The organism is Mycobacterium gordonae, from assembly GCF_001417955.2.
GTDB lineage: Bacteria > Actinomycetota > Actinomycetes > Mycobacteriales > Mycobacteriaceae > Mycobacterium > Mycobacterium gordonae_B.
This window is the reverse complement of sequence record NZ_LKTM01000168.1, coordinates 18,574-40,454: the sequence shown is the minus strand read 5'-3', so window position 1 is coordinate 40,454 and position 21,881 is coordinate 18,574. Positions and strand designations below refer to the sequence as shown.

General features: G+C 67.4%; 21 protein-coding genes. 10 read left to right on the top strand and 11 right to left on the bottom strand.

What is annotated here, in order from left to right; all coding sequences use genetic code 11:
• Positions 1 to 18 precede the first annotated feature (18 nt).
• From AO501_RS14350 to AO501_RS14335, 4 genes are read left to right on the top strand one after another with little or no spacing between them, the layout of a single operon-like run.
• Complete coding sequence (locus tag AO501_RS14350) at positions 19 to 906, top strand: oxidoreductase (RefSeq protein WP_197419846.1); 888 nt, start codon at positions 19 to 21, stop codon at positions 904 to 906.
• Between the two features lie 10 nt (positions 907 to 916).
• Entirely contained in the window at positions 917 to 1,420 is a 504-nt protein-coding gene (locus AO501_RS14345; RefSeq protein ID WP_055578354.1) for an SRPBCC family protein, read from the top strand.
• A gap of 42 nt (positions 1,421 to 1,462) precedes the next feature.
• Complete coding sequence (locus AO501_RS14340) at positions 1,463 to 2,344, top strand: neutral zinc metallopeptidase (RefSeq protein WP_055578353.1); 882 nt, start codon at positions 1,463 to 1,465, stop codon at positions 2,342 to 2,344.
• Entirely contained in the window at positions 2,341 to 3,555 is a 1,215-nt protein-coding gene (locus AO501_RS14335; protein ID WP_055578352.1) for a cytochrome P450 family protein, read from the top strand. Before AO501_RS14340 ends, AO501_RS14335 begins: the two co-directional genes overlap by 4 nt.
• A gap of 3 nt (positions 3,556 to 3,558) precedes the next feature.
• Here AO501_RS14335 and AO501_RS14330 read toward each other — a convergent pair whose 3' ends face one another.
• Together AO501_RS14330 and AO501_RS14325 are read right to left on the bottom strand one after the other, a co-directional pair.
• The gene (locus AO501_RS14330; RefSeq protein WP_055578351.1) at positions 3,559 to 4,437 is read right to left on the bottom strand and encodes a dihydrodipicolinate synthase family protein; all 879 of its coding nucleotides are present in this window, start codon (positions 4,435 to 4,437) and stop codon (positions 3,559 to 3,561) included.
• 12 nt (positions 4,438 to 4,449) lie between these two features.
• Positions 4,450 to 5,247 carry an aldolase gene (locus AO501_RS14325; protein ID WP_055578350.1) on the bottom strand — a complete coding sequence of 266 codons (798 nt, stop codon included), beginning with the start codon at positions 5,245 to 5,247 and terminating at the stop codon, positions 4,450 to 4,452.
• Positions 5,248 to 5,335: 88 nt separating this feature from the next.
• On the opposite strand from AO501_RS14325, the gene AO501_RS14320 reads away from it, so the two are divergent.
• On the top strand, positions 5,336 to 5,848 hold the full coding sequence (locus AO501_RS14320; RefSeq protein WP_055578349.1) for a helix-turn-helix domain-containing protein: 513 nt from the start codon (positions 5,336 to 5,338) through the stop codon (positions 5,846 to 5,848).
• A gap of 319 nt (positions 5,849 to 6,167) precedes the next feature.
• A complete protein-coding gene (locus AO501_RS14315) occupies positions 6,168 to 6,845 on the top strand; it encodes a class I SAM-dependent methyltransferase (protein ID WP_055578348.1) in 678 nt (225 codons plus the stop codon).
• 238 nt (positions 6,846 to 7,083) lie between these two features.
• Here AO501_RS14315 and AO501_RS14310 read toward each other — a convergent pair whose 3' ends face one another.
• The gene (locus tag AO501_RS14310) at positions 7,084 to 7,521 is read right to left on the bottom strand and encodes a hypothetical protein (protein WP_055578347.1); all 438 of its coding nucleotides are present in this window, start codon (positions 7,519 to 7,521) and stop codon (positions 7,084 to 7,086) included.
• A 62-nt stretch (positions 7,522 to 7,583) separates the two neighbouring features.
• Here AO501_RS14310 and AO501_RS14305 point away from each other — a divergent pair, with 62 nt between their 5' ends.
• Both AO501_RS14305 and AO501_RS14300 read left to right on the top strand, forming a co-directional pair.
• Positions 7,584 to 8,429, top strand: a complete 846-nt coding sequence (locus AO501_RS14305) for a patatin-like phospholipase family protein (RefSeq protein WP_055578346.1) — start codon at positions 7,584 to 7,586, stop codon at positions 8,427 to 8,429.
• Positions 8,430 to 8,487: 58 nt separating this feature from the next.
• Positions 8,488 to 10,056 (top strand): purple acid phosphatase family protein, encoded by a 1,569-nt coding sequence (locus tag AO501_RS14300; protein ID WP_055578345.1) that lies wholly within the window; start codon positions 8,488 to 8,490, stop codon positions 10,054 to 10,056.
• Here AO501_RS14300 and AO501_RS14295 read toward each other — a convergent pair.
• The 3 genes from AO501_RS14295 to AO501_RS14285 all read right to left on the bottom strand — a co-directional run bounded on the left by AO501_RS14295 (position 10,053) and on the right by AO501_RS14285 (position 13,360).
• Positions 10,053 to 11,075: an Rv2578c family radical SAM protein gene (locus tag AO501_RS14295; protein WP_055578344.1), complete on the bottom strand. Its 1,023-nt coding sequence runs from the start codon at positions 11,073 to 11,075 to the stop codon at positions 10,053 to 10,055. The genes AO501_RS14300 and AO501_RS14295 overlap by 4 nt on opposite strands.
• 354 nt (positions 11,076 to 11,429) lie before the next feature.
• On the bottom strand, positions 11,430 to 12,689 hold the full coding sequence (gene hisS, locus AO501_RS14290; RefSeq protein WP_055578343.1) for a histidine--tRNA ligase: 1,260 nt from the start codon (positions 12,687 to 12,689) through the stop codon (positions 11,430 to 11,432).
• Positions 12,686 to 13,360, bottom strand: coding sequence for an MBL fold metallo-hydrolase (locus tag AO501_RS14285; RefSeq protein ID WP_055578342.1), 675 nt, complete (start codon positions 13,358 to 13,360; stop codon positions 12,686 to 12,688). The genes hisS and AO501_RS14285 overlap by 4 nt, the downstream gene beginning before the upstream one ends.
• Before the next feature lie 43 nt (positions 13,361 to 13,403).
• On the opposite strand from AO501_RS14285, the gene AO501_RS14280 reads away from it, so the two are divergent.
• Both AO501_RS14280 and AO501_RS14275 read left to right on the top strand, forming a co-directional pair.
• Positions 13,404 to 14,306, top strand: coding sequence for a peptidylprolyl isomerase (locus tag AO501_RS14280; protein WP_055578341.1), 903 nt, complete (start codon positions 13,404 to 13,406; stop codon positions 14,304 to 14,306).
• A gap of 42 nt (positions 14,307 to 14,348) precedes the next feature.
• Positions 14,349 to 15,512, top strand: a complete 1,164-nt coding sequence (locus AO501_RS14275; protein WP_055578340.1) for a serine/threonine-protein kinase — start codon at positions 14,349 to 14,351, stop codon at positions 15,510 to 15,512.
• A 6-nt stretch (positions 15,513 to 15,518) separates the two neighbouring features.
• On the opposite strand, the gene AO501_RS14270 is transcribed toward AO501_RS14275, so the two are convergent.
• From AO501_RS14270 to secF, 5 genes are read right to left on the bottom strand one after another with little or no spacing between them, the layout of a single operon-like run.
• Positions 15,519 to 17,879, bottom strand: a complete 2,361-nt coding sequence (locus AO501_RS14270) for a RelA/SpoT family protein (protein WP_055578380.1) — start codon at positions 17,877 to 17,879, stop codon at positions 15,519 to 15,521.
• 44 nt (positions 17,880 to 17,923) lie between these two features.
• Positions 17,924 to 18,382, bottom strand: a complete 459-nt coding sequence (locus tag AO501_RS14265; RefSeq protein ID WP_055578339.1) for a hypothetical protein — start codon at positions 18,380 to 18,382, stop codon at positions 17,924 to 17,926.
• Between the two features lie 27 nt (positions 18,383 to 18,409).
• The gene (locus tag AO501_RS14260; protein WP_055578379.1) at positions 18,410 to 18,916 is read right to left on the bottom strand and encodes an adenine phosphoribosyltransferase; all 507 of its coding nucleotides are present in this window, start codon (positions 18,914 to 18,916) and stop codon (positions 18,410 to 18,412) included.
• Between the two features lie 25 nt (positions 18,917 to 18,941).
• A complete protein-coding gene (locus tag AO501_RS14255; RefSeq protein WP_055578338.1) occupies positions 18,942 to 20,594 on the bottom strand; it encodes an ABC transporter substrate-binding protein in 1,653 nt (550 codons plus the stop codon).
• Positions 20,595 to 20,599: 5 nt separating this feature from the next.
• Positions 20,600 to 21,880, bottom strand: a complete 1,281-nt coding sequence (gene secF / locus AO501_RS14250; protein ID WP_055578337.1) for a protein translocase subunit SecF — start codon at positions 21,878 to 21,880, stop codon at positions 20,600 to 20,602.
• Position 21,881 lies beyond the last annotated feature (1 nt).

The window sequence follows — 21,881 nt, the reverse complement described above, 5'->3', positions numbered from 1 at the left end:
GCCGGTACTTTTGGCTGCATCGCAACCGATATCGCACTCGTGGGCCCCGGCGCCGTCGGCACGACCGTCGCGGCTCTATTACATGCGGCGGGGCACCGGGTGTTGCTCTGCGGCCACCGACCGCGGGACGGCATCGAACTGCGCCCGGACGATGCCGAACCGATCGTGGTGCCGGGCCCGGTGCACACCGATCCGGACGCCGTCAGCGGTCCGGTGGACGTGCTGATCCTGGCGGTCAAAGCCACCCAGAACGAGGCGGCGGCCGGCTGGCTGGCCCGGTTGTGCGACGAGAACACCGTCGTCGCCGTCCTGCAGAACGGCGTCGAACAGGTCGAACAGGTCGCCCCGCTCTCGCCGTCTCCGCACGTGATACCGGGCAGCGTCTGGTTCTCTGCCGAGACCCAGCCGGACGGTTGGGTGCGGTTGCGCGGTGAAGCGGCGCTGGTGGTGCCCACCGGGCGGGCGGCCGAATCGTTCGCCGACCTGCTGCGCGACGCGGGCTGCCAGGTGGAATGCAACCCCGACTTCGTCACCGTGAACTGGCGCAAGCTGCTGCTCAATGCGCTGGCCGGACTGATGGCGTTGTCCGGCCGCCGCTCCGGGATGTTCCGCCGGGACGACGTGGCCGAACTGGGCCGCCGGTATATGGCCGAGTGTGTGGCGGTAGCGCGCGCCGAGGGCGCCCAACTGGACGACGCGGTGGTGGACCAGCTCGTCGAATCCTTTCGGGTGGTGCCCGAAGACATGGGCACCTCGATCCTGGCCGACCGGGAGGCGCACCGCCGGATGGAGTGGGACCTGCGTAACGGCGTCATCGTCCGCAAAGCCCGCGCGCACGGGCTGCCCACTCCGATCAGCGACGTGCTGGTGCCGCTGCTCGCTGCCGCCAGCGACGGGCCGGGTTAGGTTTGCAGGCATGCACCCGTGCGAACGCGTCGAGCTGAGCTTCATCGAGACGGCGCCCTACCGCTTCCGCAACAGTGTCGATCTGGCTATCACGCCCGAGCAGTTGTTCGAGGTGCTGGGCGACGCCGAGTCCTGGCCGCGCTGGGCGAAGGTGATCACCAAGGTCACCTGGACCAGTCCGGAGCCGCGCGGCGTCGGCACCACCCGCGTCGTGGAGATGCGCGGCGGCATCGTCGGGGACGAAGAGTTCATCGCCTGGGAACCGTTCACGCACATGGCATTCCGGTTCAACGAGTGCTCCACCAAAGCGGTCGCGGCGTTCGCCGAGGACTATCGGGTCGAGGTGATACCCGGCGGCTGCCGGCTCACCTGGACGATGGCCCAAAAGCCCGCCCGAGGCGCCGGACCGGGCATGGCCGTGTTCGGTCCGCTGCTCAACCTGGCGCTGCGCCGGTTCCTGCGGAATCTGCGTACTTACACCGACACCCGATTCGCCGCCGCGCAGCAGCGATAGGCTGTGTCGGCGCGGCTCAAACTCTAATTCCGGGAGCGACCGATGACCTTCAACGAGGGTATGCAGATCGACACCAGTTCCGCGTCGTCCTCGGGCGGCGGCGGGATGGGCCGGATGGCCATCGGCGGTGGAATCGGCGGCCTGCTGCTGGTGGTGGTGGCCATGCTGCTCGGGGTCGACCCCGGCGGCGTGATCAGCCAGCAGCCGCTCGACTCGCGCGAGGACGTGGCTCCCGGTTTCGACCTCAGCCGCTGCAAGACCGGCGCGGATGCCAACAAATACGTGCAGTGCCGCGTGGTGGCCACCAGCAACTCGCTGGACGCGGTGTGGAAGCAGTTGATGCCGAAATACACCCGCCCCCGCCTGCGACTGTTCAGCGGCCAGGTCAGCACCGGCTGCGGGCCGGCCAGCAGCGACGTCGGCCCGTTCTACTGCCCGGTGGACAAGACGGCCTACTTCGACACCGATTTCTTCCAGGTCCTGGTGACTCAATTCGGTTCCAGCGGTGGGCCTTTCGCGGAAGAATATGTGGTGGCTCATGAGTACGGGCACCATGTGCAGAACCTGCTGGGGGTGCTCGGGCGCGCTCAGTCCGGGGCGCAGGGCGCAACCGGCAGCGGGGTCCGCACCGAGCTGCAGGCCGACTGTTATGCCGGGGTGTGGGCGCACTACGCGTCCACCGTCAAGCAGGACAGCACCGGACAGCCGTTCCTGCAGCCGTTGACCGACAAGGACATTCAGGACGCGTTGTCGGCGGCCGCGTCGGTGGGTGACGATCGTATTCAGCGGCAGGTGAACGGGCGGGTCAACCCGGAATCCTGGACGCACGGCTCATCCGCGCAGCGCCAGAAGTGGTTCACCACCGGATATTCGACCGGCGAGCCCAATAAGTGCGACACGTTCAACACCAACGATCTGGGGTGAAGCTCGAGCATCCGATCACGGTAGGCACAGCCGAGTTCAACGCGGACCAGCATTGCTACTACGACTGGATGCGCCGCGAGGCGCCGGTCTACCGAGGCCGGTTGGCGCTGCGCCCGCCCGAGCAGGACGTCTACTTCATCTCCCGCTACCGGGACTGTCTGGACCTGGTCACCGACCCGCGGATCCGCCGCGTGCTCGACGGCGCCGCGGAGGACACCTCGGTGGTGCCCGAGGCGATCCGCCTGCTGACCACCGACACCATGGTGTATCAGGACGACCCGTCACACCTGCGGCTGCGCAAACTGGTGAGCCGGCCGTTCACCCCGCGCGCGATCGAGGGGCTCGGTGACCGGATCCGCACCGTCGCCCGCGAACTGCTCGACGGCTTCGAGCCCGGCCAGCGCCTCGAGGTGCACCGGCAGTACGCGCTGCCGGTCCCGACCACGATTATCAGCGAAATGGTCGGCGTCTCAAGCGAACACCGGTCCTCGTTCTACCGCTTCATCGAGTTGTTGTTCGAGGCGATGCTCAGCCACAACGCGGCCGGCGCCGGCGAGCAGATGCAGGGCTTCGTCGCATACCTGCGCGATCTGATCGAGCAACGACGGGCTGACCCGGGCCCGGACATCATCACCGGGTTGATCAACGCCCGGGCAGACGGTGGCGGCCTGACCGACGACGAGATCGTCGCGATGGTGTTCCTGCTCATCACCGGCGACTACCAGACCACCCCGAATGTGATCACCAACGGCATCGCGGCGCTGCTCACCCACCCTGACCAACTTCGCCTGCTGCAGCAGCAGCCCGAACTCATCGGCAGTGCCGTCGAGGAGATCCTTCGCTACTCCGGCACCGTCGGCGGCACCGAAGCCACCACCTTCGCCGGCGAGGACATCACCCTGCACGGCGTCACCATCCCGCGCGGGGCCATGGTGACGACGCTGTTGACATCGGCCAACCGCGACCCCGCACAGTTCCCCGACGCCGACCGCTTCGACATCACCCGCAGTCCCAACGACCACCTCGCGTTCAGCAAGGGCACCCACTTCTGCCTGGGCTCACATCTGGCACGGCTGGAGACCGGGATCATAATCGGCGAACTCATCAACCGCTTTCCCGGCCTCACACTGGCCGTCGCGCCCGAAGAGCTGCGCCTGCAACCGATTCCGTTGCTGAACCGCTTCGACGAAGTGCCAGTGATCCTGGGCTGAACCTCACGGCCCGGCCAGTAGGTCCCGTAACTCGGCGCGCCAGTGCTCGTCGAGCGACAGCAGCGGCGCGCGTGGGTCGCCGACCGGGAAACCCAGCAGACCCAGACCGGCCTTGACGGTGGTGGGCAGCCCACCCGCCACGATGAACTGCAACAACGGTTTGAGGTCGTCGTAGAGCAGTTGCGCCTTCTCGAGGTCGTCCGCCCGGATCGCGTGGTACAGGTCGATACACGGCTGGGGGCGCAGATTCGGTGCGGCCGTGCACCATCCGGACGCCCCCACCCGCAGGGCGTCGAGCACCAGCGGATTGCTGCCGTTGTAGAAGGGCAACTGGCCGTCGCTGAGTTCGGCGATGCGCCGCATCCGGGTCAGGTCACCGGTGGACTCCTTGACCATGGTGACGTTGTCGATGTTGTCGAACAGGGTGACCAACAGCTCGGGGCTCATGTCCACACCACTGGTGGCGGGGTTGTTGTACGCCATGATCGGGATCCCGATCGACTCGCCGATGCTGCGGTAGTGCTGCGCGACCTCGCGATCGGTGAGCTTCCAGTAGGAGACGGGCAGCACCATCACCGCGTCGGCGCCGGCCTGTTGCGCGTACTGAGCGCGCCGAATCGTGTTGGCGGTGGTCAGATCTGACACCCCGACCACAACCGGGACCCGCCCGTTGACGGTGGCCATCGTGGTGTCGACGACGGCGTCGAACTCGGGTTCGTCGAGATAGGCCAATTCGCCGGTGCTGCCGAGGGGGGCGATCGCATGCACGCCGGAGGACACCAGTCGGTCGACCAGCGCGGCAAGCCGGTCTTTGTCGATGCTCGACGTGTCGGCCGAGAACGGGGTGACGGGGTAGGCGATGATGCCGTGGATCTCGGACACGGTTCCTCGAATTCAGTTGGCGGACGGAGGGTTCAGGACGTCGGGGTGCCGCGCCAGCGCGCGGCGGGCGTAGTAGGCGAAGTTGGCCCGGCTGCGCGAGGGTGTCAGCGTCCAGTCGTGGGCCTCGCGGGCCAGTTCCTCCGGGAGCGCTTTGACGGTGCCCGCGGCCATGGCCGCGAGTTGCAGCTTGGCGGCGCGTTCGATCAGCACCGCCAGCGAACACGCCTCCTCGACACTGGCGCCGGCCACCACGTGCCCGTGATGGGCCAGCAGGGCGGCTTTCTTGTCGCCCAGTGCGGCGGTGATGATCTCGCCTTCCTCGTTTCCCACCGGCACGCCGGGCCACTCGGCCAGGAAGGCGCAGTCGTCATAGAGCGGGGTGGTGTCCATGTGCGAGACGATCAGCGGAACCCCCAGCATCGACAGGGCCGCCACATGGAAGGGATGCGTGTGCACGATGCAGTGGACATCGGGCCGCGCGCGGTAGATCCAGCTGTGAAAGCGGTTGGCCGGGTTGGCCATTCCGTTGCCTTCCAGGACATTGAGGTCCTCGTCGACCAGGAGCAGGTTGTCCTCGGTGATCTCGTCGAAACCCAGGCCCAGGCGCTGGGTGTAGTAGGTGCCGGGCTGCTCGGCGCGTGCGGTGATCTGCCCGGCCAGACCGGAGTCATGGCCGGCGTCGAACAGGGCTCGGCAGGTGAGCGCGATCTTCTGGCGGGTGCTCAGCTGTGAGTTGGCGCTCTCGGCATCCAGGCGTTGCTGGGCGCGCCGCATCAAGTCGGCCTTCGAATGCGTGAATGTGGATGACATCAACGACTCCCTCGATCGGGAATGTGTGACACAATAGTAGCACTATAGGACACTTTGTGTCATTCCACGTCCGAGGAGGTCCTGCCGAATGACCGCTCTGCTGCGGACGGTGCGCCGGCAACGTGGCCTCACCCTCGAGCAACTGGCCGAGCAGACCGGCCTGACCAAGAGTTACCTGTCCAAAATCGAGCGCGGCCAGAGCACGCCGTCGATCGCGGTGGCACTCAAGGTGGCGCGGGCGCTCGACGTCGACGTCGGCCGGCTCTTCTCCGACGACGCCGCCGAGGAGCAGATCACCGTCGACCGCGCCGACCCGGCGGGCGGGCGCTACCGGGCCCTGACCACCACGTTGCTGGGCAAATCCATGTCGCCTTTCGTGGTACGACCCACGGCAAACGCCTCTGACGATCCACATCCCGAGCACGCCGGCCAGGAATTCATCTTCGTGCACGTCGGGGCCGTCGAGTTGACGTACGGCGACCGCGTGATCTCACTCGCCGCCGGCGACAGTGCCTATTTCGACGCGTCCGTGGGGCACCGACTCAGGGCTGTCGGCAGCGAGCCCGCGGAAGTCGTCGTGATCACCAACCCGGGCCCTTAGCCTGGTGTCCCCCGATCGGGGGACACAACTAGGGCCCGTCGTGGGATACACATCGCACTGATATGTAACGAGAATAGCGTTACACATTGACATAAATCGTCATTGTGTAATGATTATTACCAGTTATCGATTCACTAGGAGAATCATCGTGTCCTACGAAAACCTGTTCGCCGCCGAGGAGACCACGTACGGCCTGATCTCGTTCATCGTCGACGAGATCGCCGACTGAGAACGGCCCGCCGGCCGGCGGGAATCGATCGCCCCCCGCTGGCCCGGGTTCTCGTCAGCTAACCGCCCAACATCTAGGCTCGGAATCGATATGCCCACGGAGAACACCCCCGCAAGCCCGATAACCGCCGACGGCAGCCTGGTCGAGATTTATCGACGCGTGTCGGTGATCGACGAAGTCAACCTGATCACCGCGCACCTGGAACCGGGCGGCTCGGTGCTGGACCTGGGATCGGGAGCAGGACGCATCGCCAACCCGTTGGCCGACAACGGATTCCAGGTCAGCGCAGTGGACGACTCGGCTGACATGCTCACTCACGTGCGCGGCGCCAGAACCGTTCAGGCCCGCATCGAGGACCTGCGACTGCCCGAGAAATACGACGTCGTGCTGCTGGCCAGCAGTCTGGTCAACTACCCGGGCGTGGACGCACGCAGGGGTCTTCTCGCCACGGTTGCCCATCACCTCAAACCCACTGGCAAAGCCATCATCCAGTGGCGGCCGCCGGACTGGTTCGGCCGGCGACCCGCCGGCAGTTACCACCGTGCCGACGGTGACATGCAACAGACCATGACCATCCTGCACAACGACGGCGATGTCGTTCTCGGCGAGTTCACCCTCGAGTACGGCGGGCAGAGCCTGACCCAGTCCTTCGAAGCTCACCGGGTCAGCGTCGACGACTTCCGCTCATTGCTCGACGAAGTCGGGCTGACACTGGACACCCAAGACCCGGATTCCGCCGAATGGCTCATTGCTTCCGCGCGGAGTTGACCCATCCGGTGGACGGCTCCGTACGCCGGTCGGAGGACCACAATTGGGTCCGTTCGTAGGCTGCCCAGGACCGATGCCCGCGTCGCACCATTGAGGCTCAATCACATTGAGCGAAAGGTGGTGTGTGTACCCATGGCACACGAAGTTCTGTTCCTCGACGAGGAGACGTCGTACTCGCTACTCAGTTTCGTCGTCGGCGACGTCGCGGAGTAAGCCCGGGCCGGGGATGCCTGCTCGGCTACCAGGGCCGCGTCGAGCAGGTGACTCCGGTGGTGGCGCTTCGCGAGTCCACCACCTGACCGTCGACGGCAATCTCGCAGCGCAGCTCCGGCGTGCTTCCCGAGCCGCAGTCCGGCCAGTGGCAGCCGCCGCTGGCGCTGACGAAGGCCCACTGGCCCGGGTTCGCGAGAGTCGCGGTGTACACGAGCGGTTGATCGGCGCTGAAGGTGGCCGGCACGGTGGTCAGAAACTGCGAGGAGTTCGCGTCGAACGCCCCTTGACTGGGCGGATCGGTGTTGATGTAACGGACGTTGCCGGTGAGGTTTCCGGTGGTGGTGATCGTGTAGGTCACCTGGTGGCCGGTCGGGTCCGCGAGGGCGGTCGGGGTCAAGCCCACGAAGGCCGCGCCCAGGATGCCTGCGGCGACCGCGCTTGCCAGTTTGTGCACGTTCGTCATATCGGAAACGCTACCGGATTCGTTACCTGCCCAAACCGGGCAAAGGTCTCTACCATCTAGCTGTGCCCACAGCCTTCGTGTTGTCCGGTGGCGCCAGCCTGGGAGCAATCCACGTGGGGATGCTGCGCGCCCTGGCCGACGAAGGAATCACCCCGGACGTCATCGTCGGCACCTCCGTCGGCGCGGTCAACGGCGGCTGGCTCGCCTCCCGGGCCGACGCCGCGGGCATCCGGGGCCTGGCCGACCTGTGGGTGTCGCTGACCCGCCAACAGGTATTTCCCGCCCACCCGCTGTCGGGTTTCATGGGCATTCTCGGGCGCCGGGCGCACCTGGTCCCCAACTCCGGCCTGCGGCGCATTCTCGCTGAGCAGCTGCAGTTCAGCCGGCTCGAGGACGCGCCGATTCCGCTGCACGTGGTGGCCACGGACGTCGTCTCGGGCACCGATGTGTTGCTGTCGTCGGGTGACGCAGTGGATGCCATCGCCGCCAGCGCCGCCATTCCGGGAATCTTTCCGCCGGTCAATATCAACGGACGCGATCTGATGGACGGCGGTGTTGTGAACAACACACCGGTGTCGCATGCGGTTGCGCTCGGCGCCGACCGCGTGTGGGTGCTGCCCACCGGTTACTCCTGCGACCTGCCCGCAACGCCCAAGTCGGCCGTCAACATGGCCCTGCACGCCATGACCATCGCCCTCAACCATCGGCTCGCCGCGGATATCTCCCGCTACGAAACCACCTGTGAGCTGCACGTTATTCGACCGCTGTGTCCGGTCGACATCTCCGGCTCCGACTTCTCGCACGCGGCCACGCTGATCGAGCGCTCGCATGCCGCGACCCGCGAGTGGCTGGCGGCGCACCCGCCGTCCACCGGGCAGGCGGCATTGCTGGAACCGCATCGCCACTAGACGCCTACCGGCGGGCCAGTTCTGGCGGCGTTCACCCGGGTCCGGTATGAAGCACCCCATGAGCGACGATCCGGGACAGGGAGACCCACCTGGCTTCAGCCGCCGCACACTGATCACGACCGGCGCCGTGGCCGGTGTCCTCGGCGTCGGTGCCGGGGTGGGCGGGGCCGCGTTACTGCGGTCAGGTCACGCCGGGGTCTGGTCCCAGCCGGATCGCACCGGCGCGCCGCCGGTGGCCGGGTTGCATCTGCAGTTCGGCCGGGATGCCGGCACCGAGGCGGTGGTGTCCTGGCATACCACCGACGCTGTCCGTAACCCGCGGGTGATGCTGGGCGCGCCGACGTCCGGATTCGGCAGCACGGTGGCGGCCGAAACCCGGACGTATCGAGATGCCAAATCCAACACCGAGGTTCGCGTCAATCACGCGCGGCTGACGGGCCTGCAGCCGGACACCGACTACATCTATGCCGCGGTGCACGACGGAGCGCAGCCCGAGCTGGGGAGCCTGCGAACCGCACCGGCAGGGCGAAAGCCGTTCCGCTTCACCAGTTTCGGCGACCAGTCGACACCGACGCTGAGCACCCTGACCGATGGCAGGTATGTCAATGACCACCTCGGATCCCCGGCGGCCGGCGACACCACGGCGGCAATCGAACGGCTGGCGCCGCTGTTCAACCTGGTTAACGGCGACCTGTGCTACGCCAATCTGGCGGCCGACCGGATCCGCACCTGGTCAGATTGGTTTGTCAACAACAGCCGTTCGGCCCGTCACCGGCCGTGGATGCCGGCCGCGGGCAATCATGAGAACGAATTGGGCAACGGGCCAATCGGTTACGGCGCGTTTCAGACGTACTTCGCGGTGCCGGATTCAGGATCGAGTTCGCAGTTGCGTGGTCTGTGGTATTCGTTCACGGCCGGGGCGGTGCGGGTGATCAGCCTGAACAACGACGACGTGGCTTATCAGGACGGCGGCAACTCCTATGTGCACGCTTACTCTGGCGGCGAGCAGAAACGTTGGCTGACAGCCGAATTGGCGGCGGCACGGCGTGATCCCGGGATCGACTGGGTAGTGGTCTGCATGCACCAGACGGCGATCTCGACCGCCAAGGCCAACGGAGCCGACCTCGGGATCCGCCAGGAGTGGCTGCCGCTGTTCGATCAGTACCAGGTCGACCTGGTGGTCTGCGGGCACGAACACCACTACGAGCGGTCGCACCCGTTGCGCGGCACCCTCGGAAGTGACACCCGCACGCCGATACCGGTGGACACCCGCAGCGACGTCATCGATGTGACCAAGGGCACCGTGCATCTGGTCATCGGCGGGGGCGGCACGTCGCACCCGACCAACGGATTGTTCTTCCCCGAACTGCGCTGCCAGGTGATCACCGGTGTGGGCGCCTTCGATTCCGCTCTGGGACGCAAGCCGCCGATCTACGTGATGGAGGACGCGCCGTGGTCAGCGTTTCGTGACCGCGACAACCCTTACGGTTTCGTGGCTTTCGACGTCGACCCGGGTGCGCCGGGCGGCAAGACGTCGATCAAGGCGACGTATTACGCGGTGCGGGGGCCGTACGGCGGGGTTGTCCCGATCGACCAGTTCACGTTGACCAAGCCGCGCGGCGGCTAGAACAGGGTCGGTTGCACGGGAGGCGGCGCGGGGGTGGCCGGCGGCGTTGACGGGCGGGGATCACTGCCGAGCCGGTACTTGGCGATCAACGGCCTGGCGCGATCGCGCAGCACGTCGCGGTAGCTCTGCGGCAGGTAGGCGCCGCGACGGTAGAGGTCGCGGTAGCGGCTGGTCAGTTCCGGGTGCGCCCGGGCCAGCCAGGCCATGAACCAGCCTCGGGTGGCGCCGCGCAGGTGCAAACCGAACACGGTGACGCTGGTGGCGCCCGCGGCGGCGATCTGTCCGAGCAGTGCGTCGAGGTGTTCGGTCGAATCGGTGAGGTGCGGCAGCACCGGCGCGACCATCACATGGCAGCCGAGATCGGCTTCGCGAATGGCGGTGATGAGCGCCAGGCGGGCCTGCGGGGTGGGCGTTCCCGGCTCGACATCGCGGTGCAGCTGCGGATCGCCCACCGCCAGCGAGATCGCGACCGACAGCGGAACCTGCTGAGCCGCTTGGGATATCAGCGGAAGGTCGCGGCGCAGCAGGGTGCCCTTGGTGAGAATGGACATCGGTGTGCCTGAGTCGGCGAGCGCGGAGATGATGCCGGGCATCAACGCGTAACGGCCCTCGGCGCGCTGGTAGGGATCGGTGTTGGTGCCCAGTGCGACAGTCTCGCGTTGCCATGACGGGCGTCTGAGTTCCTGGCGCAGCACCTCGGCGACGTTGGTCTTGACGACGATCTGGGTGTCGAAGTCGGTGCCGACGTCGAAGTCCAGGTACTCGTGAGTGGGGCGGGCAAAACAGTAGCGGCAGGCGTGTGAGCAGCCGCGATAGCCGTTGACCGTGTAGCGGAACGGGAGTGCGGCCGCGTTGGGCACCTTGTTGAGCGCGGATTTGCAGAGCACCTCGTGAAACGTCATGCCCTCGAACTGCGGCACCCGCACGCTCTTGACCAGGCCTAGGCGCTGCAAGCCGGGCAAGGCCCCGTCATCAACGGGTGTGCCGTTGACCGCCACCGCTTGACCTGCCCAGCGCATACCTCATTCGAACAAGAGTTCGATGTCCCGTCAAGGGGGTGGGCGTGTTGCCGAGCGCCGGGCAGGCCCACGACCCCCTGGCGCGAGCGCGCGCAAATGTACGCGAGCTACCGCGTGTCGCCGGCAACACGCGCACGCTCGCGGGTTGGGGGCCGGGCCCGCCCACGACCCCCTGGCGCGAGCGCGCGCAAATGTACGCGATCTACGGCGTGTCGCCGGCAACACGCGCACGTTCGCGGTTGGGGGCCGGGCGCGCCACCGCACCCCCGCCGCGAGCGCGCGCAAATGTACGCGATCTACGGCGTGTCGCCGGCAACACGCGCACGCTCGCGGGGCCGAGCGCCGGGCAAGCCCTCACCCCAGCCGCGAAAGCACCTCAGCGACCACAGCATTCACCGGAACCGACACCTGCTCCCCCGACCCCAGGTCTTTGACGCCGATGGTGCCTGCTTCCAGATCGCGGTCCCCGGCCACCAGTGCCAACCGCGCGCCCGAGCGGTCGGCGGCTCGCATCGCACCCTTGAGCCCGCGGTCACCGTAGGCCAGGTCGACGCGGACACCGGCACCCCGCAGCTCAGCCCCCAGCACCGCCAACCGCAACTTGGCCGCCTCGCTGAGCGGCACACCGAACACCTCACACCGCGCCGTCGAGCCCACGCTCTTACCCTCGGCGCGCAGTGCCAGCAGCGTCCGGTCCACCCCGAGGCCGAAGCCGATGCCGGACAGGTCCTGTCCGCCAAGCTCTTTCATCAGTCCGTCATAACGGCCGCCGCCGCCGATGCCGGACTGCGCACCCAGCCCGTCGTGCACGAACTCGAAGGTGGTCTTGGTGTAGTAGTCCAGACCGCGGACCATGCGCGGGTTGATGACGTAAGGAACCCGCAAAGCATCCAGGTGAGCCAGCACGGTGTCGAAATGTTGCTTGGCCCCATCGGAGAGATGATCGAGCAGCACCGGCGCGTCGGCCGTCATCGCCTTGACCTCGGGACGCTTGTCGTCGAGCACCCGCAGCGGGTTCAACGCAGCCCGCTGCCGGGTCGGCTCGTCGAGGTCGAGGCCGAAAAGGAAGTCCTGCAACAGTTCCCGATATTGCGGACGGCAGCTGTCGTCGCCCAGCGAGGTGATCTCCAACCGGAAGCCGTCCAGGCCCAACGACCGGAACCCGGCGTCGGCGACGGCGATCACCTCGGCGTCCAGCGCCGGGTCGTCGACCCCGATCGCTTCGACGCCCACCTGTTGCAACTGGCGGTACCGGCCGGCCTGCGGGCGCTCGTAGCGGAAGAACGGACCCGCGTAGCACAGCTTGACCGGCAGCGCGCCGCGATCCAGGCTGTGCTCGATCACCGCGCGCACCACCCCCGCGGTGCCCTCGGGCCGCAGCGTCACCGAGCGGTCGCCGCGGTCGGAGAAGGTGTACATCTCCTTGGACACCACGTCGGTGGACTCCCCCACCCCACGGGCGAACAGCGCGGTGTCCTCGAAGATCGGCAGCTCGATGTGGCCGTAGCCGGCCCGCCGGGCTGCGGACAAAAGCCCGTCGCGCACGGCGACGAACTCCGCGGAATCCGGCGGGATGTAGTCCGGAACACCTTTTGGTGCAACGAATTCCGTCACGGGCTCAGGCCTTCGATGAACGGGTTGTACCGGCGTTCGGCGCCGATGGTGGTGGAGTTGCCATGTCCGGGTAGTACCACGGTCTTGTCGTCGAGCACCAACAGTTTATTGACGATAGAGCGCAACAGGTCACGTCCGCTGCCGCCGAACAGGTCGCTGCGGCCGATGGACCGCTCGAACAGGGTGTCGCCGCTGAACACCACGTCCGCCTCGTTCTTGGCGGCCTGCAGGATGCGGAAACACACCGATCCCCGCGTGTGCCCGGGGGTGTGGTCGATGTTGACGGAGATGCCGCCCAGGTCGATCTTGTCGCCGTCGCGGTCCAGCTCGACGACCTGCCTGGGCTCCCGGAAGAACGCGCCGGCGAACACCTGCGCGAGCCGCGGCCCCATGCCGTAGATCGGGTCTTTCAGCATGAACCGGTCCTCGGGATGGATGTAGGTCGGGCAGCCGAACGTGTCCGAGACCTTCTGGGCGGACCACATGTGGTCGATATGGCCGTGGGTGATCAGCACAGCGGCCGGAGTCAACCGATTCTTGTCCAGTATCTGCCGCAACTGGCCCATCGCGCGCTGGCCGGGATCGACGATGATGGCGTCAGAGCCTGGCCGCTCGGCCATCACGTAACAGTTGCACTGCAACAATCCGGCCGGAAATCCGGTGATCAACACGGTCCCAGTTTCCCATCCCGCGAGCCATGGAAAGATAGCGGCCGTGCCGACCAATCAGCAGCGACGTGCGACAGCAAAGCGCAAACTCGAGCGGCAGCTGGAGCGCCGCGCCAAGCAGGCCAAAAGGCGCCGCATCCTGACGATCGCCGGGGGCGCGGTCGCCGCCGTGGCGGTGGTGGCGGCCGTCGTGGTCGCCGTCGTCGTCAGCAAGGACGACAACAAAGCCAACCCCTCGGCTTCGCCCACGTCGAGCAGCGCCGCGCCCAGCCCGTCGGCCGCAGGTCTGCCACCGGTGCAGCTCGGCAACGCCGTGCCGTTGCCGCCGTTCAAGGCGCCGGCCAACCTCGGCGCCAACTGCCAGTACCCTGCGTCGCCGGACAAGGCCGTCAAGCCCGTCAAGCCGCCGCGGACCGGCAAGGTTCCCACCGAGCCGGCCCAGGTGAGCGTCAGCATGGTGACCAGCCAGGGCAACCTGGGCCTGCTGCTGGCCAACAACGAATCACCGTGCACGGTGAACAGTTTCGCCAGTCTGACCAACCAGGGCTTTTTCAAGGACACCAAGTGCCACCGGCTGACCACTTCGCCGTCGCTGTCGGTGCTGCAGTGCGGCGACCCGAAGGGTGACGGAACCGGCGGCCCCGGATACCAGTTCGCCAACGAATACCCCACCAACCAGTACCCCGCCAACGACCCCAAGCTCAAGGAGCCGGTGATCTATCCGCGCGGCACCATCGCGATGGCCAACGCCGGACCGAACACCAACAGCAGCCAGTTCTTCCTGGTCTACCGCGACTCGGCGCTGCCGCCGGAGTACACCGTTTTCGGCAAGATCCAGGACGACGGCCTGGCCACGCTGGACAAGATCGCGGCGGCCGGGGTCGCGGGCGGCGGCGAAGACGGCCCACCCGCTGTGGATGTGACCATTACTTCCATCCTGCTCGACTAACGTAGAGCCCCGGGGTCGGCGGCGGCTTACGGGAGGAGATTCGTGGCCGAGAGCTCGTTCGGTCGGTACCAGCTGCAGGGGCTGCTGGGGCGAGGCGGCATGGGGCAGGTCTACCGCGCCTACGACACCCAGACCGACCGCATCGTCGCCATCAAGCTGCTGCCGGAGAATCTGGCCGAGGACAAGGAGTTCGAGCACCGGTTCCGGCGCGAGGCACGCACGGCCGCCAGCCTCAACGACCCGCACGTCGTGCCCATCCACAGCTTCGGTGAGATCGACGGGCGACTGTATGTCGACATGCGTCTGGTCGAGGGCCGCGACCTGACGAAGTTCATCGCCGAGAACGGCGGCCGGCTCAGCCCGGCCCAGACCGTCGCGATCATCGAGCAGACGGCGGCCGCTCTGGAGAGTGCGCACCAGGTGGGGCTGGTGCACCGCGACGTCAAGCCGTCGAACATTCTGGTCGCCAACGCCCGCAACTTCGTCTACCTGATCGACTTCGGGATCGCCCGCGCCACCACCGACACGGCCCTGACGCAGACCGGGATGACGATGGGCACGCTGGCCTACCTGGCGCCCGAACGCTTTCGCGGTATCACCGACCCCCGCGCCGACGTGTACGCGCTGGCCTGCACGTTGTATGAGTGCCTGACCGGCGCGCGGCCCTATCCCGGCGACAGCTTCGAGGAGCAGATCTCCGGTCATCTTCACGCGCCGCCGCCGCGCCCGACGGCGACCCGCCGTGACGTGCCGCCGGCCTTCGATGCGGTGGTCGCCCGCGGGATGGCCAAAGACCCGGAGGCCCGGTACCAGACGGTGACCGAACTCGCCGAGGCCGCTCGGGCGGCGTTGGGGGGCGCCGGGATGGCGTTGCCGCCACCGCCGCCGGCCGAGGCGCACGCCGGCCTGGGCCCGCCGAACCCACATCAACCGCCGGACGTGCCGGAGACGGACAAGGCGAGTCGCACCATGCTGATCGCGACCGTCGCGGGCTCGGGCCTGGCATTGGTGTTGGTGGCCGCGCTGATCGCGTTCCTGACCAGCGGCGACGACGGCGGGTCAAACAGCCCGACGACGCGCACCACGGTGACGACCACCAGCCGGGCACCGGAGACGACAACCGAGACGTCGACCGACGTCAGCGACACGTCCGGAGTCGAGCAGAACGGCACCTACGACACCACGACCGAGTCGGGTTCGCCGTAGGACGCCTTAAGAAGCTGACGTCACCCGGTACACGTCGTACACACCCTCGACGTTGCGCACCACGTTGAGCAGGTGCCCCAGGTGCTTGGGGTCACCCATCTCGAAGGTGAAGCGGCTGATGGCCACCCGGTCACCTGACGTGGTGACCGACGCCGAGAGAATGTTCACCTTCTCGTCGGCGAGCACCCGGGTGATGTCCGACAGCAGGCGGTGGCGGTCCAGCGCCTCCACCTGAATCGCCACCAGGAACACCGAGGAGGCCGACGGCGCCCACAGCACCTCGATGATGCGCTCGGCCTGCTGCTGCAGCGATGCCGCATTGGTGCAGTCGGTGCGGTGCACACTCACACCGCCGCCGCGGGTGACGAATCCCATGATCTGGTCGCCGGGCACCGGGGTGCAGCACTTGGCCAGCTTGGTCAGCACGCCCGGCGCACCGGGGACCGAGACGCCGACATCCTCGGTGCTGCGGGGACGGCGCAGCATGGTCGTCGGTGTGGACCGCTCGGCCAGTTCCTCCTCGGCCTGGTCGAGGCCACCGAGTTCGGCCAGCAGTCGCTGCACCACGTGGCGGGCCGAGACGTGCCCCTCCCCGATCGCGGTGTACATCGCCGACACGTCGGCATAGTGCAACTCGCGGGCCACCGCGGCCATCGACTCGCCATTGACCAAGCGCTGCAACGGAAGTCCGCCACGGCGCACCTCGCGGGCCATGACTTCCTTGCCGGCCTCCAGCGCCTCCTCACGGCGCTCCTTGGCGAACCACTGCCGGATCTTCGACTTGGCCCGCGGCGACACCACGAACTGCTGCCAGTCCCGCGACGGCCCGGCATTCTGGGCCTTGGAGGTGAAAACCTCGACGACTTCCCCGTTTTCGAGCTTGCGCTCCAGCGCGACCAGTCGTCCGTTGACCCGGGCGCCGATGCAGCGGTGACCGACCTCGGTGTGGACGGCGTAGGCGAAGTCCACCGGCGTGGATCCCGTCGGCAGCGTGAAGACGTCACCTTTGGGCGAGAACACGAAGATCTCTTGCACCGCAAGGTCGTAACGCAACGACTCGAGGAACTCGCCGGGGTCGGCGGCCTCCCGTTGCCAGTCGAGCAGTTGCCGCATCCAGGCCATGTCGTCGATCTCCGCGGCGGCATGTGGGTGCGGAACGCCGTTGCGGCCCTTGGCTTCCTTGTAACGCCAGTGCGCGGCGATGCCGAACTCGGCCGTCTTGTGCATGTCGCGGGTGCGGATCTGCACCTCCAGCGGCTTGCCCTCCGGGCCGACGACAGTGGTGTGCAGCGACTGGTACACGCCGTATCTGGGCTGGGCGATGTAGTCCTTGAACCGGCCCGCCATCGGCTGCCACAGCGAATGCACCACGCCCACAGCGGCATAGCAGTCGCGGATCTCGTCGCACAGAATCCGGATCCCGACCAGGTCGTGGATGTCGTCGAAGTCGCGGCCCTTGACGATCATCTTCTGGTAGATCGACCAGTAGTGCTTGGGCCGGCCCTCCACCGTCGCCTTGATCTTCGATCCGTTCAGGGTGTTGGTGATCTCAGTGCGCACCTTGGCCAGGTAGGTGTCGCGGGAGGGCGCGCGACCGGCGACCAGCCGGACGATCTCCTCGTACTTCTTGGGGTGCAGGATCGCGAACGACAGATCCTCGAGCTCCCATTTGACGCTGGCCATCCCGAGCCGGTGCGCCAGTGGCGCAATCACTTCCAGAGTCTCGCGGGCCTTGCGCGCCTGCTTCTCCGGCGGTAGGAAGCGCATGGTGCGCATGTTGTGCAGCCGGTCGGCCACCTTGATCACCAGCACCCGCGGGTCGCGCGCCATCGCGGTGATCATCTTGCGGATCGTCTCGCCCTCGGCGGCGCTGCCCAACACCACCCGGTCCAGCTTGGTCACGCCGTCGACGAGGTGGCCCACCTCTTCGCCGAAGTCTTCGGACAGTTGCTCGATGGTGTACCCGGTGTCCTCGACGGTGTCGTGCAACAGGGCGGCCACCAACGTCGTGGTGTCCATGCCCAATTCCGCCAGGATGTTGGCGACGGCCAGCGGGTGGGTGATGTAGGGGTCACCGGAGTGCCGGAACTGGGTGGCGTGCCGCTGGTCGGCGACCTCGTAGGCCCGCTGCAGGATCGCCAGATCCGCTTTCGGATAGACCTCCCGGTGCACCGCGATCAGCGGCTCCAGAACCGGGTTGATGGCGCCGCTGCGGGCCGTCATCCGTCGCGCCAGCCGGGCCCGGACCCGGCGGGACGCGCTGGTCGTGGTCTTGAGCGGCTCTACCGGCGGCTCGGGAATGTCCGCGACGGGCAGCGGTTCGGTCGGTGGCGCGGCAGCCTGCAACGTGCTCTGGTCTTCCGCCACGTCAGTCACCTCCGCTTAGAGGATATCTGGTCCGCACCGGTCGTTCAGGTATCCGGTGTTCCGTCAGGGCGGGCCTCGTGGTGTCGACGGCCGACTGTGCGGCGGTCTTCTTTCATCTCGGATTCGAAGATGTGCCGCATGCCGCCCTGCAGTTCGTCACGGACCCGGCGCTCATGGTCGCGGAACGGCGACCAGTAGTCGTCGTCGAATTCCTCGACGATCTGAAACGTCCAGCGTCCCTGCAGCACGTTGCGGCCTACCATGTCTTGCTCGAGCCGTTGGGCGATGTCGTCGTGCCCGGCGGCACGCAACTTGTCGCAGGCCTCGCCGAGCAGCAGGTCCGCGTGTCCCATGAGCTGGTGGAACGAGTACAGGTGGCCGCGGGCCCGCTCCACCCACTCCAGCGCTTCGGTCACCGACCCGACCGCCTCTACCGTGGCATCGCTGACCCCGTCAGGCCGTGGCCGCGGGTTGGCCGCGCCGTCGACACCCTTGCCACCCATCACGCTTTCCTTCCCGTTGGCTGACTGCTATGCGCGGCTCAGGCTGTGCAGGGGCAACGGCGCGATCGCCGCACGGCCGCCCAGCGCCTCCAGCTCCATGACGACCGCCGCACCGGTGACGTGAGCGCCGACCCGCTCGAGCAACCGCTGCGCGGCGCCGACGCTACCGCCGGTGGCCAGCACGTCGTCGATGACCGTGACCCGAAGGCCCGCCAGCTCGATCCCGTCGGCGGGGATCTCGATGGTGGCCGCGCCGTACTCCCGCTCGTAGTCCTCGCTCAGTACCGGCGGCGGGAGTTTGCCACCCTTGCGGATCGCCAACACGCCGGTGCGTAACCGGGTGGCGACGGCCGCGGCAAGCAGAAAACCGCGCGAATCGATGCCCGCCACCAGGTCGGAGCCGACCGCGGCGGCTGCCAGACCGTCGGTGATCGCGGCCAGCGCGTCCCGGTCGGCGAATACCGGGGTGAGGTCACGGAACAGGACGCCGGGTTCCGGGAAGTCAGGGACGGTACGGGACAGCGACGTGATCATGGCCGGGACAGTGCTCACCGCTGCCTCATTGCATCAGGGCCCATCGGTCCATGTTCCAGCCGACCCCCCAGCGCGTCGGATTTCGGCTCACCGCGTACATCTTCTTCGACATCAATAAGGTGCGTTGCTGCCGGTACAACGGCAGGGTCGGCATGTCGCCCCACAGAATCGGCGCGCCCTCGGCCAGCAACCGAGCCCGCTCAGCAGGGTCCGCCGAGACCGCCAGCGCGCCGATGATCCCGTCCACCTGCGGGTTTGCGTAACCCGACAGGTTGTTGCCATTGCCGCCGTGCAGGTCGTAGGCATCCATCGACGACGATCCGGTGGACCCGCTGCCGCTGGCTCCCCCGGTGCTGGCCAGCAACACGTCGATCTTCCCGTCCCGCAGCGCCTGCGGGCCCGAGGTATCCAGCGTCACGTTGGAGACGGTGATGCCGGCCGGTGCGCACGAGGCGGCGATGGACCCGACGGTGGCGGCCAGCCGGGCGTTGGGTCCGCGGTAACCGATCCGCACCGTCAGCGCGACGTTGTTCAGCGCGGCCCGCGCCGCGTTCGGGTCGGCCTTGCTGAACTGGGCCGCCTCGTTGGCGCCCTCGGCCGCGGACAGTGCGTCCTCGGCCGCCGGGGACAGTCGCGAGTTGGCGATCGGCACGCCCGCGTCCCGGGCGATCGCGTCCCGAGGTGTGCACAGCGCGAACGCGTGCCGCGCGGCGCTCGTCGCCAACGGGCCCTGCGCGGCGAAGATCAGCTGCTCGATGCCCGCTGACGGCGCATCGGCCCGCTCGTAGTTGTCCGGCGTGGCCAGCGCACCCGACGATCCCGCCGCCACATCGACGACGTCGACGCTGCGGTTGTTCACCCGGTCCTGGATGTCAGCGCCCTGCGGCCAGACGGTGATCCGCTTGGTGATCGCCTTGGCACCCCACCAGCGGTCGTTGGCCACCAGCACCACCGCACCGCCGTCCAGCACGCGCTCGATCTTGTACGGCCCGGACGACGGGAACCGCTTGAGATCGATACCCGGCTTGAGGTCCCAGGTGCTGTTCCACACCTTCGCGACCTGCTCCACCACCGCGCCCTTGTTGGTCAGCAACGCCGTGGTGATGTCGGTGCCGAGGGTGTCGGAGATGACGTGCGACGGCATCATCGAGGTCGCGGTGAACAGCTGGGTGTAGTCGACGACGCCGCGGTCCGGGATGAATGAGACCCGGGCCTTTTTCTGGCCGGGTGTGCACTCGATGTTCGCGATGTCGACGTATCCGGCCTGGGTGGCGGCGTCGAACCCTCCGAAGCGCCCCGACTGGGCCGCCCAGGCCAGCACCAGGTCGTCGCAGGTCACCGGCTTGCCATCGGAATAGACGGCATTGTCGGCGATTTGGTAGTCCAGCACCAGGGGCGAGCCGCCCACCACCGAGATGGTGCCGAAGTCGTGGTCGGCGACGACCTGCCCGTCCGGCCCGTGGTAGCCGAAGCCGGTGAGGGTGCGGGCGAACGCCTGGGCACCCGCCGAGGCGGCGCCGATCACGGTGTTGGTGTTGTAGGTGGACAGCACGCCGTCCACGACATAGTCGACCCGCCCCGCGGCGCTGCCCGAGCACGCGGTGACCGTGGAAGCCGCCAGCACTGCCGTCACGCCAGTGGCCAGCATGGCTCCCCGCCAGCGAGACCAGGTGGACATCCGGCCTACCGCTTGCCGGCGTTTCGCTTGCCGGTGGGACGCCGCGTACCGGTCGGACGCGCAGGTCGCGCACCGGGTGCCGGCTTGTTGGTGGCCGCCGGCTTGCTGACGGTGACGACCTCGGTGGCCTGTTCCGTCGTAGCGGCGTCCTCGGCGTCCTCGGCGTCACCGTCGGCGGGCTCTGCTTTGGCGTCCTTGGCGGCCGGCTTCTCGGGGACCGCGCCGGCACTGCGTCGCCGGAGCACCCGACGGGTGTGCGTGCGCACCAGCTCGGTGCGTTCGCGCATGGTCACCAGCAGCGGCGTGGCGAAGAAGATCGACGAGTAGGTGCCCACGATGATGCCGATGAGCTGCACCAGCGCCAGGTCCTTCAGCGTGCCGACGCCCAGCAGCCATACCGCCACCACCATCAGCGCGAGCACCGGCAGCACCGAGATCAGGCTGGTGTTGATCGAGCGCATGAACGTCTGGTTGACGGCGAGGTTGGCCTGCTCGGCGAAGGTGCGCCGGGTGGTGTGCTGGAAGCCGTGCGTGTTCTCTTCCACCTTGTCGAACACGATGACGGTGTCATAGATCGAGAACCCGAGGATGGTGAGCAGGCCGATCACCGTGGCGGGGGTGACTTCGAAGCCCACCGCCGCATACACGCCGGCGGTGACGGTGATGTCGAAGATCATGGCCGCCAGCGCCGACAGCGTCATGTAGCGCTCGTAGCGCACGGTGATGTAGACGGCGACCAGAACCAGGAACACCACCAGCGCGATCACCGCCTTCTTGGTGATCTGCCCGCCCCAGGTTTCCGACACCGCCGCGTCGCTGATGGCCTTCTTACTCGGATTTCCGTCCGGGCCCTTGGGGTGGAAAGCGTCGAACAACGCGTTGCGCAGCTTCTCGGTCTGCTCGTTGGACAGGGTTTCGGACCGGATCTGCACGGTCGCCGACGAACCCTTGCCGACGGTGACCACCGATTCGGGGTCCTTGCCGATGGTGCGGTGGAAGACATCTTCCACCTGGGTGACCTGGATGGTGCCCGAGGTACCCGCGGACGGCATCGAGACCGTGGTGCCGCCCTTGAAGTCGATCCCGAAGGTGAACCCGCGGATCAGGATCGCCAGGATGGCGATCGCCATGATCGCCCCGCTGATGCCGTACCAGAGTTTGCGGCGCCCGACGACCTCGAAGGCGCCGGTGCCGGTGTACAGCCGCGAGAGGAAACTGTGTTGCGGCCCAGTGGTTTTCGAGTCATCGTCGGCTTCGATGACTTTGGCTTCGGGCTTGGACGCCATG